Raw genomic sequence first — 13,689 nt, 5'->3', positions numbered from 1 at the left:
CCCTTGGCGTCCTCGGCGTTCAGTCTGCTCGGCAGTGATCAGTAGCGGTAGTGTCGATCGTGCTACCTCGTCATTAGGAGAACTGTTGATCGACGTCCAGCGGCTGGCCGTGCTGCGCGAGGTCGCCCGCCACGGCAGCTTCAACCAGGCAGCCCTGGCGCTGCACTGCACGCCCTCGGCCGTCTCGCAGCAGATCGCCGCGCTGGAGCGGAGCCTCGGTGCGCCCGCGGTCGAACGCTCCACCCGCGGCGTCACGCTGACGGAGGCGGGCCACCTGCTGGTGGAGGCCGCGGACGCGATCGCCGCCGAACTGGCCGACACCCAGCAGCGCATCGACCGGCTGGCCGCCGAGCGCACCGTGCTCACCGTCGCCACCTTCGCCAGCGCCGGACGGCGGCTGCTGCCCGCCGCCCTGGCCGGGTTCGTCTCCGACCACCCGGACGTGGAACTGACGATCCTGGAAGCGGAACCGGAGGAGAGCCTGCCCGCCGTCCGCGAGGGACGGGCCGACCTAGCCCTCGCCTACCACTTCGACGGCCCGCCGCCCGCGCGGCCCGGCGACCGTTCCGGCCTGGACTGGACGTCCCTCGGGGTCGACCCGCTGCGGCTCGTGGTGCCACGCCACCACCCGGCCGCGGCCCGCTACCGGGACCGGTCCCAGCCGCCGCAGCTGGCCGAACTCGCCGACGAGCGGTGGATCCTGGGCTGCCGCAAGTCCGCGGCCCAGTTCGCCCACCACGCCGACCTGGCCGGCGTCCAGCTGCGGATCGCGTGCACGGCGACGGACTACGACTTCGCCCAGTCGCTCGCCCACGCCGGCGTCGGCATCGCACTCATCCCCGAGATCGGCCTGGCCGGGCACCCGGAGCTGGTCGCGCTTCCGCTGGCCGAGCCGAGCCCGCGCCGCCACCTGGGCCTGGCCCTCTCCCGCCGCCGCCGCGGCCCCGCCGCACGGCTGGCGGAGCAACTGGCGTCCCGACTCGTGGACCAGGGCGCCGGCGTCGACCGGCCCCGCCGCGCAGGCCGGTCCGTGCCCGCACCTCCCGGAGAGTCGGACCGCGACTGACTCGCCCGCCGGGCGTGACAGGCAGGCGCACACCTGGGAGGCACGTTCCGAACGGCGCACGTGCCGCACGCGGGTTCACCGGCGGCGGGTGCGGACCCTACCGCGGTACGAGCGTGTGGAGGCGGGCCCGGAGGATCTCTGCGAGGAAGCCATGCACCATGTCCCCGAACTCGGCGGTGACAACAGCGTGTTGTGGCTGCCGAACCGGATGCCGGAGGTCTGATTCCGCCGCCGGCCAGTGGATCGACCACGTCGGCCTGGAGCACCTGACCGCCGACGGCCAGGCGATGAGCGCCGACCCGAACCACGCCGCCACCTTCTACACCTCGGCCTTCGCCCTGCCGTCGTTCGGGTGAGGTGCGGGCGCGGTGTCCGCACTCCCTCGGCCCGGGCCGGTACGACATGGGGCGACACCCGTACCGGCGGCCGGCTTCGCGTGAGGCCGACCGGAATTCGAGAAGGAGCCGCGCCGTGCCCCTGCCCACCACGTTCGACCACCACGCCAAGGACTACAGCCTCGCCCACGCCTACTGGCTGGCCAGAGCCGCCGACCTCGCCTACAAGGGCGAGGACACCATCGACGAGCAGGCCCGCGCCTGGGGGTTCACCACGGTGCGTCACCACCGGACCCGCTTCACACCGCCCTTCCCGCTCCAGGACACCCAGGCCTACACCATGGCCGGCGACGACATGATCGTCACCGCGTTCCGCGGCACCGAGCCGAAGGAGATCCGCGACTGGCTCTCCGACGCCACCACCCCGCCCTGGCCCGGCCCCGCCGGAACCGGCTACGTCCACTACGGCTTCGCCGAGGCCCTCACATCCGTCTTCCCCGATGTCCGGGACACCCTCGCCGATCTGCGCACGGGGGACCAGAGCGTCTGGTTCACCGGCCACAGCCTCGGCGGCGCCCTCGCGATGCTCGTCGGAGCGCGCATGTACCTGGAGGAGCCGCGGCTGCGGGCGGACGGCGTCTACACCTTCGGCCAGCCCCGCACCTGCGACCGCACCCTCGCCGCCGCCTACAACAAGGGCTTCAAGGAGAGGATGTACCGCTTCGTCAACAACAACGACATCGTCCCGCAGCTGCCGCCCGAGCCCGCCTACACCCACGTCGACGCGCTCAAGTACATCGACTCCGCGGGTAAGGTGCGCGACTCCATGAGCGTGCTCGGCGGCCTCGGCGACCGGGCCAAAGGCCTGACCGCCGACGCGTTCGCCCCCGCCGGCGACGGCGTGCGCGACCACTTCATGCGCAACTACCTCGCGGCCCTGGAGCAGAACCTCACCTGACTCGCGAGCTGCCGTGCGGCCCGGGCGCCGCCCGACCCCTACCGCCAGGTGTGCTCCCGGACCCGCGCCGGAGCGCCCGCCGGGGCCGGACGGCGCACCGTGGACCGGCGGGCGACAGGCCGGGCCCGCCGGTCCACCACGAAGCGCACCGCCGCCCCGGCGGCGTGGGAAGCCGGTGTGTCATGGATGTTCTCCTTGGGTAGGAGCCGGTGCCCAGCCGTCCGCGGTCCTGGATGGAGCGGATCCACGGCTGATGAGAGCCCGTTGAGCGGGCCGGGACCGTCGCCGCGCGCGCGTTGATCGCTTGTCTACCACGGACTCCTACGGTCAGGCCTTCGGCAAGTTCCGCACTGCTCAGAAGGATTCCCATGATCGACCCGGCCGCGTCGTCGCGCGGTGACACACCCTGGATCGGCGACGATCCGCGATTCACCGAGTTGCGCGCCGCCTACCGCAGGTTCGTGTTCCCGGTGACGGCGGCGTTCCTGCTCTGGTTCCTGGCGTACGTACTCTGCTCGGCCTATGCCCGCGACTTCATGGCGACCAAGGTCGTCGGGAGCGTCAACGTGGCCCTGGTCTTCGGACTGCTGCAGTTCGCCTCGACGTTCGGCATCGCCCTGGCCTACGGCCGGTTCGCCGCTCGGCGGCTGGACCCGCTGGCCGCGGCCCTGCGGAGTGCGGCGGCGTCCCATCCGATCGCCCCGGCCCCGGCCGGCCGCGGCGGCGACCAGGAACTGACGGAGAACCAGGCATGACACAGCACCTTCCGCTCGCCGCGGCAACGGCGCAGTCGGCATCGAACAAGGGCCTGACCATCGGCCTGTTCGTCGCCCTGGTGGCGCTGACCCTCGGCATCACCCTCTGGGCACGGCGGAGCACCCAGGGCACCGGCGGCTTCTACACCGGCGGCGGCCAGTTCTCCGCGCTGCAGAACGGGATCGCGATCTCGGGCGACTACCTGTCCGCGGCCTCCTTCCTCGGCATCGCCGGGATCATCGCGCTCTCCGGGTACGACGGCTTCCTCTACTCGATCGGCTTCCTGGTCGCCTGGCTGGTCGCGCTGCTGATGGTCGCCGAACTGCTGCGCAACACCGGGCGGTTCACCATGGCCGACGTGCTGGCCGCGCGGCTGCGCAGCGGACCGATGCGGACCGCCGCGGGCGTGTCGACCATCGTGGTCTCGATCTTCTACCTGATCGCGCAGATGGTCGGCGCGGCGACGATCGTGGGGCAACTGCTCGACGTCAAGGGCGCCTCCGCGCAGATCTGGACCATCGTCGGGGTCGGTGCCCTGATGATCGTCTACGTCGTGGTCGGCGGGATGAAGGGCACCACCTGGGTGCAGATCGTCAAGGCGGTGCTGCTGATCGCCGGCGCGGCCGTGATGACCCTGTGGGTGCTGGCGAAGTACGGGTTCGACCTCAGCCACCTGCTCGGGGACGCCGCCACGGCGTCCAAGAAGGGCGACGCCTTCCTCCAGCCCGGCCTGAAGTACGGGTCGACCGACGGCTGGTCGAAGCTCGACCTGGTCAGCCTCGGCGTCGCCCTGGTGCTGGGCACCGCGGCGCTTCCGCATGTGCTGGTCCGCTTCTACACCGTCCCGACCGGCCGCGACGCGCGAAAGTCGGTGAACTGGGCGATCGGCATCATCGGGGTCTTCTACCTGATGACCCTGGTGCTCGGCTTCGGCGCGGCCGCGCTGGTCGGCACGGCGACGATCAAGGAGAAGGATCCGTCCGGCAACACCGCCGCCACCCTGCTGGCCGAGCACCTCGGCGGTGGCGCGGGCACCACCGGCGGCTCCCTGATGCTCGCCTTCATCGCGGCGGTGGCGTTCGCCACCATCCTCGCGGTCGTCGCCGGGCTCACCCTGACCTCGTCGTCGTCGTTCGCCCATGACCTGTACGCCAGCGTCATCCGCAAGGGCAGGGCCACGGAGCGGCAGGAGCTGGTCACGGCGAAGATCGCCGCCGTGGTCATCGGCGCGGTCGCGGTCGCCCTGTCGATCTTCGCGAGGGACCTCAACGTGGCGTTCCTGGTGGCGCTGGCCTTCGCCATCGCGGCCTCGGCCAACCTGCCGGCGATCCTGCTGACCCTGTTCTGGAAGCGCTTCACCACGGTCGGCGCCAAGTGCGGCATCTACGCGGGCCTGGTCAGCTCGATCGGCCTGGTGCTGCTCTCCCCGATCTGCTGGGGCGGCGCGACCGGCACGGTCCACGCCGTGAAGCTGACGGCCGCCCAGGCGAAGGACTGCGGGGTGGAGGCGTCCAGCAAGCAGGTCGGCAACGCCACGGCGCTGATCTCCTGCACCACCACCGCACCGATCCCGCTGCAGAATCCGGGCGTCGTCTCGATCCCGATCGGGTTCGCGGCCGCGGTCCTCGGGTCCCTGGTCGGCAGCCGCCGCCGTCGCGACGAGGAGTCGGACCGGCGCAGCTTCGAGGAGCTCGAGGTCCGCGCGCTCACCGGGGTGGGGCGGTAGACCGTGGAACCAGGCTCCAACCTCGACGAGTTCCTTGCCGACCTCGCGCGCTACGCCGCCGCGGACGTCCTGACCGCCCAGCTCACCGCGGACACCCTGCGCAAGTACCTGCGGGCCGGGCTGATCGTTCCCGACGACCTGTGCGCCGGTGCCACCGACGGCTACTCGCAGCGGCTGCTGCATGCCGGGCGGACGCACTCCGTGGTGGCCCTGACCTGGCTGCCCGGGCAGTCCACCCCGATCCACGACCATGTCTCCTGGTGCGTGTCAGGCGTGGTGGAGGGCGTCGAGGTGGACGAGGGGTTCCGGCTGTGGCGGCTGCCCAGATCCGGTCGCAGGGTGCTGGTGCCGTCCGGCCGGACCACCTGCTCTCCCGGCCGGGTGCAGCTCCTGGTGCCGCCCGACGAGGACATCCACCGGGTGTCGAACGGCGGCACCGGTCGCGCGGTCTCCCTGCACGTCTACGGCGCCGACATCTCGCTGAACGGGGGCAGCTCGATCAACCGGGTCTTCGGACAGGTGGTCGTGGACCTCCCGCCGGACGGGGCCCACCTGGTGAGCTGGCGGAGGCCGGATGACCTGGCCTCGTGACCGACACGTCGCGAACCGACGGGCCGTCCGCTCCGGACGGCCCGTCAGCCGTGGCCGGTCCCCGCCCGGTCAGGAGCGCGGGGCCGAGCGGGGAGGCCGGCCCGACCGGGGCGGCCGTCACCGCTGCCGGGCAGATGAGCAGTCGCGCACTCCGAGGCGGCGGCCGCCGCCCGAGGTGATGTGGCGCATGACGGTCGATGCGGGGCGCTTTCCAACGCGTGATCGGTCGACCGAAGCCAGGCACGGAACAACGCCGTTGTGATGACGGCTGGTTGCCTCTGGCGTTTCCGGGGCGCGGGGCTGACATGAGCTTCCCTCACGTTTTGAAGGGGGAGCAATTGGCCGCTGGCGCTGGTCCTACCCGGCAGGATCTGGTCCCCCGGTCGCTGGGGCATCCGGTCAAGCCGTTGATACCGGACGGGACCAGCGTCTGGTGATCATTGCGGTGCCGGCTCCAGGAGCTCCACGGGGCCGGACAGCGTGGACTGCATGTGACGGGCGGCTTCGGCCGCCAGGACGTCGGTCGTGTTCCGGTTGAGCGCATCCATGACCTGTGCTGTCGTCCATGGTGCCGACACGCAGCGGTGCCGGATGTCAGTCCTGGTGGGCGCGGGCGTGGAGGTCCTGGCGGGCGGCGGCGAGGATCTGGTCGGAGAGGTCCGGGTCGGTGGAGGCGACCGCACGGGCGAGGAGGAGTGCGCCCGCCATCTGGCTGAACAGGGCGAGCGCGCGCTGCCAGGCGTCCTCTTCGCTCAGGCCGGTGGCTTCCTCGACGGCTCGGGCGAAGAGCCGCATGTTTGCGGTCAGCCCGGTGGTGTAGTCGGTGCGGGCTTCGTCGTGGAGCCGGGGGGCGTCGCCGAGGAATCCGGCGTTGGGGCAGCCGTGGTCGACGTCGGCACGGTGCTCGGGGGACAGGTACCAGTTGATCTGGCCGTGCAGCAGGTCGTGGCCCTGCTGCCGGGAGTGCTCCAGGAGGGCGGCGAGGTTTTCCTCCCCCTTGGCCATGGATCTGGCGACGACCTCGTCCACGAGAGCCGCCTTGGAGGCGAAGTGGTTGTAGAAGCCGCCGCGGGTCATGCCTGCGGCCGCCATCAGCTCGACCAGCCCGACAGCCTCGACGCCGCGCTCGCGGAACAGCGTCTCCGAGGCCTCGACGATCGCCTTGCGGTTCTGGGCCGCCTTCTCCCTGGACACCCCCATGCGGGCACCTCCTTCTGTCCTCCCACCCTAGACGATGTCGATCGACATTGACAAAGCTCGGTGGCGGGCGTAGAACGATGTCAATCGACATTGTGATGGCCGATGGAAGGAGACCCCCATGAATCCCGCGCCGTTGTTCACCCCGGTCCGCATGGGCGACCTGGAGCTGCCGAACCGGATCGCGATGGCCCCGCTGACCCGGATGCGCGCCGACAACCCCAGCCACGTGCCGACCGATCTGCAGGCGGCGTACTACGCCCAGCGGGCCGCGGCGGGCGTGATCGTGGGAGAGGCCACCGCGGTCAGCCCGGACGGCTTCGGCTGGCACGACACGCCCGGCCTGTGGAGCGCGGAGCAGGTGGCCGGCTGGCGGCGGGTGACGGAGGCCGTGCACGGCGCGGGCGGCCGGATGATCGCCCAGCTGTGGCACACCGGCTCCATCTCGCACCCGGACCTGCGCGCCGGGGCGCTGCCGGTGTCCGCCTCGGCCGTCGACCCCGTGCAGCGCAGCGTCACCGCGGCCGGCCGGGTGCCGACGGTCACCCCGAGGGCGATGTCCGTGGCCGAGATCCGCCAGACCGTGGCCGACTACGCGACGGCCGCCCGCAACGCGATCGCGGCGGGGTTCGACGGCGTGCAGATCCTGGCGAACTTCCTGTACCTGCCGGCGCAGTTCCTCAACAAGGCGACCAACCAGCGTACCGACGCCTACGGCGGGTCGATCGAGGGCCGGGCCCGACTGACCCTGGAGATCGTCGACGCGGTCGCCTCCGCGGTCGGCCCGCAGCGCACCGGGATCAAGCTGAGCCCGATGCACGAATCCGGTCCGTTCCAGGCCAACGACGAGACCCTGCCCGCGGCCGAGTACGTCATCTCCCGTCTGACGGGCCTGTCGCACCTGCTGCTGATGGGCGCCCAGACCGACTTCACCGGCACCCCGTTGGAGGTGCTGTCCGGTGACGGCATGTTCGCCCACTTCCGCCCGCTCTTCGACGGGACGCTGATCGCCAACACCGGCATGACCGGCGAACGCGGCGCCCGCCTGATCGAGACCGGCCTGGCCGACGTCATCGCGTTCGGCCGCCCGTTCATCGCCAACCCCGACCTGCCGGCCCGCCTGGCCGCCGGCGACCCGCTCGCGGACGTCGACTGGAGCACCGTCTACGCCGCCGGCCCCGCCGGATACACGGACTATCCCGCCCTTCCCACCCGCGACCTGGCCCTCGCCCCGGCCCCCGTCCAGAGCTGACCCACCCCGAAGGAGACAACCCCATGAGGCTCACCGGAAACACCGTCCTGGTCACCGGCGGCACCAGTGGCATCGGCCGCGGCCTGGCCGAGGCCCTGCACCGCCTGGGCAACACCGTCATCGTCGCCGGACGACGCCGCGCTCTCCTCGACGAGGTCGCCGCCGCCAACCCCGGCATGCACACCGTCGAGCTCGACATCGCCGACCCCGACAGCATCGCCCGGGCCGCGAAGCGGGTCCTGGCCGACCACCCTGACCTGAACGTCCTGGTCAACAACGCGGGCATCATGCTCGCCGACGACCCGGCCGCCCCGCTGGACGAGGACGTCGTGGCCGCCGAGGTCACCACCAACCTGCTCGGCACCCTGCGGACGACCTCCGCCTTCATCGAGCACCTCAAGACCCGGCCCAGCGCCACGATCCTCTACAACAGCTCCACGCTGGCCTTCACCCCGCTCGCCTCGTTCGCCGTCTACTCCGCGACCAAGGCGGCCCTGCACTCCTACGCCATGTCCCAGCGCTTCGCGCTGCGCGACACCACGGTCCGCGTGCAGGAGATCACTCCGCCGTGGGTCGCGACCGGCCTGGTCGGCACCGACGACGACCCGCGGGCCATGCCCCTGGACGAGTTCATCGCCCAGACCATCGAGGCCCTGGCCGGCGACAGCGAGGAGATCGTCGTCGAGCAGGCCCGGATCTACCGGGACAACGCCGGACCGGGCGAGCACGCCTACGTCAACGAGCTCAACACCTACATGGCCACGCAGCTCTGACCGGACCCACCACAGCACGAAAGGGTGAACGGATCACGAAAGCGATCGGACTGACGCGGTTCGGCGGCCCGGAGGTGCTGCAGGTCGTGGACCTGCCCGAACCCGAACCCGAGCCCGGCCCCGGCGAGGTGCGCATCCGCGTGCACGCGGCCGCGGTCAACCCCACCGACATCACCTTCCGCACCGGCGGCCGGGCCGAGCAACTCGCCCAGCGCACCGCGCCGTTCGTGCCCGGCATGGACGTGTCCGGCGTGGTCGACGAGCTCGGCCCCGGCACCGACGGCCGCCTGGCCGTCGGGGACCGCGTGGTCGCCTATGTCATCCCGTTCGGCCCGCACGGCGGCACCTGTGCCGAGCAGTTGATCGTCGCCCAGGAGTCCGTGGTGCCCGCTCCCGCGAAGGCCACCTTCCCCGAAGCCGCCACGCTGCTGCTGAACGCGGTCACCGCGCGGCTGTCCCTCGACGCGCTCGCCCTGCCCCCGGGCGGGCAGCTCGTCGTCGTGGGGCCGCAGGCGGGGTACGCGGACGCCTCGTCCTGGACTTCGCCGACCCGCGCTGCTGGCCCCGCCGGACCGGAAACAGCAGACCCCACCCCGATTCACCAAGGAGCAGGTGACCGACCATGAGTACCGAGGAGCAGAACGAGGACCTCGTCCGCGAGGCGTTCGACACGCTGTTCAACCAGCGCGACTACGCCGCGGCCGAACGCTTCTGGTCCCCCGACTACATCCAGCACAGCGCCCACATCCCGCCCGGCCGCGACGGCCTGTTCGGCCTGATCAAGAGCTTGCCCGCCGGGTTCGGGCACGAGGCCGAACTGATCGCCGCGCAAGGCGACATGGTCATCGTGCGCGGCCGGTTCACCGGACACGGCCTGCCCGCCCCGTGGATCGCCGTCGACTTCGTCCGCGTCGAGAACGGCCTCCTCGCGGAGCACTGGGACGTGATCGAGGACGAGGCCACCCGCGAGCAGTCCGCCAGCGGCCTGCCGATGTACGGCGACACCTTCCCCGAGGACCGCTGACCCGCCGTACCCGCACCTGCGACGTGCGTCCGAGCCGACGAGAGCCGCCGGCCGGGCTGCCGTTCCCAGCCGAACCCCCGTACCACGATCCACCGCTACCGTCCTGCCGCGCATCCCGATCCAGCGCTGCGGCACCCCCGGTACCTCGCAGGTCAAGGCCAACATCGGGGGCATCGACGACCTCACCTTCATCGGCGGCGGCGACAACATCATCGCCGCGCTCGACCCCGCCAACCAGGTCGCCCTGATCAAGCCCGACGGCTCTGGCCGGAGGCTACGACCTGCGGCTCGGGCTGTTCGCCGCGACCATCGGGGTGGGCCTGCTGATCGGGGGGCTCGGCCGGCGCGGCCGCGCAGACGACGTGGTGATCGGCAGCGTCTTCGCCTGGATCCTCGGTCTGGGCGCCTTCTTCCTGACCGTCTACACCACCTCCCGCAGCGGCTCGCAAGCCCGGCCAGCCGCTGACGGCCCCATCCCGGCGAGCCGATTGCACGCCGAGGCCCCACCATGGGTCAGGAAAGAGCGCGCGGCCCCCGCACCCCGGCGGGCAGAGCCGTGGCACCGCGGCAACAAGACAAGGTCCTCCATGCCCGTGCACCGCGTCGGACTGGTCGTCCATCAGGGCCGCGCCGCCGCGCGGGACGGCGCGCGCGCCGTGCACGCCTGGTGTGAGGCGCACGACGTCCCCTGCACCGAGATCGACGTCTGGTCGGAGGACCACCAGCGCCGCTCCGGACGCGAGGAAGCCTACGCCGCCGGGAACCCGGACCTGGTCGTCACCCTCGGCGGGGACGGGACCTTCCTGCGCGGCGCCCGGATCGCCATGAAGACCGGAGCCAGCGTGCTCGGCGTCGACCTGGGAAAGGTCGGCTTCCTCACCGAGGTGCCGGTCTGCGACCTCACCGCCGGCCTCGACGCCGTCCACACCGGCCACGCCCCGGTCGAGGAGCGCATGACGCTGACCATGCGCGCCTCCAGGCCACCGGAGGTGCCCGCGGAGATGGAGGCCTTCCTCTGCTACGGGCGCGGCCCCGCCCTGCCGCCACTGCAGGTGCGGCCGGAGAGCACCGCGGGCGCCGGCTGGGGCCTGGCCCTGGACGTCAACGCCCTCAACGACGTGGTGCTGGAGAAGCTCGCCCGTGACCACCAGCTCAGCGCAGGCGTCTACATCTCCGGCAGGCTGCTCGCCGCCTACTCGGCCGACGCCCTCGTCGTCGCCACGCCCACCGGCTCGACCGCCTACAGCTTCGCCGCCGGCGGCCCCGTGCTGTCCCCGCACATGGACGCGGTCGTGTTCACCCCGATCGCAGCCCACATGACCTTCAACCGCACCGTCGTCGCAGCCCCCGACGAACCGGTCGCGCTGCGCATCCTGCCGCACTCCGGCCGTGCCGCGGTCAGCATCGACGGCCAGCTCCGGGGAGTCCTCGGCCCGGGCGACTGGATCGGCGTCTACCGTGCACCGCAACGCGTGCGGCTCATCCGCCTCCAGCCCACCGACTTCTACGGCCGCCTGCGGGACCGCTTCCGGCTCACCGACGCACCAGCCACCGCGACCGACGGGGAGTCCGCCCCGTTCTTCCGCCCCGACTCCGCCGTGCCCCCGGACCTGGCGGACCTGCGCCTGCCACCTCCCACCGCGGCCCGCTGAACGCCTCCCGGCCGCGCGGTCCGATTCGCGCTCAGGGACAGGGCCGCAGATCGATGTGCGCCGCCCAGCCGTTGGGCACCTGGTCGGCCGAGCTTGGGACGGCCTCGTCCACGTCGACTTCGCGCCGCAGCGCCGCACCCCGAAGGCCTCGTACGCCTGGTACCGCGACCTGATCGCCGCCCACCGTGCCGCGCACGGGCGGTAGTTGGCGATCCGAGGTTGAGTCGGCATCCGTCTGAACCCGAGAGCAGCCGCGATCGCGTCCGGGCGCCGAACGTACAATCGCCGGACGGGCAGGTGCGGGAGGGTGCAGTGGAACCCTTCGAGGGCTTCGACGTCGGCGGCTTCTGGGACGACTCGGCGTACGCGCTGGAGCAGTACGTGGAGGAGGCGCCGCCCTCGCGGGAGTCGATCGCGTCGTTGGAGGAGGAACTCGGCGGATACCGGCTGCCCGACTCCTACCTCGCGCTGATGACCGCGCACAACGGTGGTACTCCGACCCGGGCCTGCTTCCCCATGGCAGAGCCGACCTCCTGGGCCGACGATTACATCGAGATCACCGGGATCCGGGGTGCCGGGCGGACGCGGCCGCAGTCGCTCGGCGGCGAGTTCGGCAGCCGGTTCTGGATCGACATGTGGGAGTACCCCGACATCGGCGTGTACTTCGCCGCCGACGGTTACCGGCTGACCGACGCCGCGGTCGCCGCGCTGCTCGACGAGCTGGCGACCGTCTCCGTGGGGCGCGGGTAACCGTACTGGTCAGGGCGACGGCGTACCCCGCAGGCGCCGGCGCCCGATCCGGCGCCCGATCCGGCGCCCGATCCGGCGCCCGATCCGGCGCGGGAGCGCGGCGACCGGGCGCGGCGGGGCCGCGCCGCCGCCCTGGCGGACCGTTGCGACCAGAACGCCCCGCCTGATCGCCGACGGACCCGCCGGCTCAGTGGGCCGGTGCCGGCTCGCTCCGCGTTTCGACCGTGCTGCGGTCGAGCAGCAGCAGGGCGAGGTCGTCGGCCTGGCAGCGGATCTCCGGGATGGCGGTGGTCTCCAGCAGGTTGCCGCGCCGCAGCGAGCCCAGCGTCCACAGCGGTGCCGGTGCCCGGTTCTCGGTGGGGCGCAGCCGGCCGTGGGCGGTGGTGTCGAAGCCGCCGCCGGTGGGGGCGGGTGAGCCGAGGCCGGTGGTGAGCAGGTTGGTGACCAGGGGGTCGTCGGTCCGGGTGAGGTGGGTTTCGGAGCCGGTGCAGTTCAGTACTGCGCCCACGCGTAGTCGGCGGCCGTCGTCCAACTGGACCTCGATCACGTCGCCGGGCATGTCCGCAGTGGTCTCGGCGTCGGTCACGGTGCCCTGGCCGATGCTGACCAGGCCTGCGTCGATGGCGGCGTGCAGGGCCTGGGCGCTGACGGGCGGGATGCGGTGGCGGTGGGTCTCCCAGAGTCGGAGGTCCTGGGCCAGCAGTTGGGCCTGGTCGGTGGGTGGCAGCTGCTGCCACAGGGCGCTGGTGAGGGGGCGGAGGCTGTCGACTCCCACGCGCCAGTCGCCGTGGACGCGGCGGCAGTGGGCGATCTGGCGCAGCACTGCGCGGCGCAGTGCGGCCAGTCCTGAGCGGGCGTCGAGCTGCGGGGTGGCCGGGGCTTTCGGGGCGATGAGCGGGGTGGTGGCGTGTGGTTGGGGGATCAGGCCGTGCCGTGACACGGCGTGGACGATGCGTCCGGGGTGCTGCAGGCTGAGTGCCATGTCGACCATGGTCAGGCCGGTACCGACGAGCAGGACGTCGCGGTCTGCGGGGACCTTCGTCAGGGCGCCGGGTACCCAGGGGTCGGCCAGGAACACCGCCGAGTCGCGCAGTGCCGGTGGCGCCCAGGCCAGGCCGGGTGCGAAGTTGCCCAGGGCCAGTACCGCGGCGTCGACCTCGAGTGACTGCCCGTCGCGCAGGCGCAGGCTCAGCGGCCGGGCGGCCGTGCGGGGTTGGTGGGTGATGGCGACGACGCGGTCGGGCACCCGGACCAGGTCGGGGGTGTCGCGGTGGTCGCTCGCCGTCTGAAGGCTCTCGGCGAGGTACTGGCCGAACAGGCGGCGGGGTACGAAGTCGTGTTCGCCGCCGTAGCTGCCGAGCCAGCGCACGAAGTGGCCGGGGTCGTCCCGGTGGGCGCTCATCCGGCCGGCCGGGACGTTCAGCAAGTGGTGCGGTGCGTCGGTGCCGAACGCCAGTCCCGCGCCTGCGGGTTCGGGGTCGATGAGCCAGATCCGGGCCGGTGCCGGCCGGCCGGCGGCCGCGTGGTGGAGCAGGCGCAGCGCCGTCAGGGTGCCGGCGGCTCCCGCGCCCACCACGGCGATGTCGTGAGTGGTACTGCTGTGGTTCAC

15 protein-coding genes are annotated in these 13,689 nt (G+C 72.2%); 13 read left to right on the top strand and 2 right to left on the bottom strand.

The window, feature by feature from the left end:
- The first annotated feature begins 85 nt into the window (after positions 1 to 85).
- From ACIOJE_RS04485 to ACIOJE_RS04460, 6 genes are all read left to right on the top strand, one after another.
- On the top strand, positions 86 to 1,066 hold the full coding sequence (locus ACIOJE_RS04485; protein ID WP_280681582.1) for a LysR family transcriptional regulator: 981 nt from the start codon (positions 86 to 88) through the stop codon (positions 1,064 to 1,066).
- A 158-nt stretch (positions 1,067 to 1,224) separates the two neighbouring features.
- Entirely contained in the window at positions 1,225 to 1,422 is a 198-nt protein-coding gene (locus tag ACIOJE_RS04480; protein ID WP_400773246.1) for a hypothetical protein, read from the top strand.
- 115 nt (positions 1,423 to 1,537) lie between these two features.
- Positions 1,538 to 2,359 carry a lipase family protein gene (locus tag ACIOJE_RS04475; RefSeq protein ID WP_400773245.1) on the top strand — a complete coding sequence of 274 codons (822 nt, stop codon included), beginning with the start codon at positions 1,538 to 1,540 and terminating at the stop codon, positions 2,357 to 2,359.
- Between the two features lie 368 nt (positions 2,360 to 2,727).
- Positions 2,728 to 3,114 carry a DUF485 domain-containing protein gene (locus ACIOJE_RS04470; RefSeq protein WP_400773243.1) on the top strand — a complete coding sequence of 129 codons (387 nt, stop codon included), beginning with the start codon at positions 2,728 to 2,730 and terminating at the stop codon, positions 3,112 to 3,114.
- On the top strand, positions 3,111 to 4,841 hold the full coding sequence (locus ACIOJE_RS04465) for a cation acetate symporter (protein WP_400773241.1): 1,731 nt from the start codon (positions 3,111 to 3,113) through the stop codon (positions 4,839 to 4,841). The genes ACIOJE_RS04470 and ACIOJE_RS04465 overlap by 4 nt, the downstream gene beginning before the upstream one ends.
- 3 nt (positions 4,842 to 4,844) lie before the next feature.
- Positions 4,845 to 5,432, top strand: coding sequence for a cysteine dioxygenase (locus ACIOJE_RS04460; protein ID WP_400773239.1), 588 nt, complete (start codon positions 4,845 to 4,847; stop codon positions 5,430 to 5,432).
- Positions 5,433 to 6,026: 594 nt separating this feature from the next.
- Here ACIOJE_RS04460 and ACIOJE_RS04455 read toward each other — a convergent pair.
- A complete protein-coding gene (locus tag ACIOJE_RS04455; protein ID WP_280681568.1) occupies positions 6,027 to 6,632 on the bottom strand; it encodes a TetR/AcrR family transcriptional regulator in 606 nt (201 codons plus the stop codon).
- Positions 6,633 to 6,750: 118 nt separating this feature from the next.
- Between ACIOJE_RS04455 and ACIOJE_RS04450 the strand changes: the two genes are divergently transcribed.
- From ACIOJE_RS04450 to ACIOJE_RS04420, 7 genes are all read left to right on the top strand, one after another.
- Positions 6,751 to 7,881 (top strand): alkene reductase, encoded by a 1,131-nt coding sequence (locus ACIOJE_RS04450; protein WP_400773237.1) that lies wholly within the window; start codon positions 6,751 to 6,753, stop codon positions 7,879 to 7,881.
- Positions 7,882 to 7,904: 23 nt separating this feature from the next.
- Entirely contained in the window at positions 7,905 to 8,654 is a 750-nt protein-coding gene (locus ACIOJE_RS04445; RefSeq protein WP_400773235.1) for an SDR family oxidoreductase, read from the top strand.
- Positions 8,655 to 8,740: 86 nt separating this feature from the next.
- Positions 8,741 to 9,280 carry an alcohol dehydrogenase catalytic domain-containing protein gene (locus ACIOJE_RS04440; RefSeq protein ID WP_400773233.1) on the top strand — a complete coding sequence of 180 codons (540 nt, stop codon included), beginning with the start codon at positions 8,741 to 8,743 and terminating at the stop codon, positions 9,278 to 9,280.
- Positions 9,277 to 9,678 carry an ester cyclase gene (locus ACIOJE_RS04435; protein ID WP_280681561.1) on the top strand — a complete coding sequence of 134 codons (402 nt, stop codon included), beginning with the start codon at positions 9,277 to 9,279 and terminating at the stop codon, positions 9,676 to 9,678. Before ACIOJE_RS04440 ends, ACIOJE_RS04435 begins: the two co-directional genes overlap by 4 nt.
- A 587-nt stretch (positions 9,679 to 10,265) precedes the next feature.
- On the top strand, positions 10,266 to 11,330 hold the full coding sequence (locus ACIOJE_RS04430) for an NAD(+)/NADH kinase (protein ID WP_280681559.1): 1,065 nt from the start codon (positions 10,266 to 10,268) through the stop codon (positions 11,328 to 11,330).
- A 55-nt stretch (positions 11,331 to 11,385) separates the two neighbouring features.
- Entirely contained in the window at positions 11,386 to 11,535 is a 150-nt protein-coding gene (locus ACIOJE_RS04425) for a hypothetical protein (protein ID WP_280681608.1), read from the top strand.
- A 107-nt stretch (positions 11,536 to 11,642) separates the two neighbouring features.
- Positions 11,643 to 12,080 (top strand): SMI1/KNR4 family protein, encoded by a 438-nt coding sequence (locus ACIOJE_RS04420; RefSeq protein WP_280681558.1) that lies wholly within the window; start codon positions 11,643 to 11,645, stop codon positions 12,078 to 12,080.
- A 187-nt stretch (positions 12,081 to 12,267) separates the two neighbouring features.
- On the opposite strand, the gene ACIOJE_RS04415 is transcribed toward ACIOJE_RS04420, so the two are convergent.
- On the bottom strand, positions 12,268 to 13,689 hold the full coding sequence (locus ACIOJE_RS04415; protein WP_280681556.1) for an FAD/NAD(P)-binding protein: 1,422 nt from the start codon (positions 13,687 to 13,689) through the stop codon (positions 12,268 to 12,270).

The sequence above is a fragment of the Kitasatospora sp. NPDC087861 genome, from assembly GCF_044742585.1.
In the GTDB taxonomy this organism is placed as follows: Bacteria; Actinomycetota; Actinomycetes; order Streptomycetales; family Streptomycetaceae; genus Kitasatospora.
The sequence above is the reverse complement of the archived record's forward strand: the minus strand, read 5'-3'. Positions and strand labels throughout refer to the sequence as shown.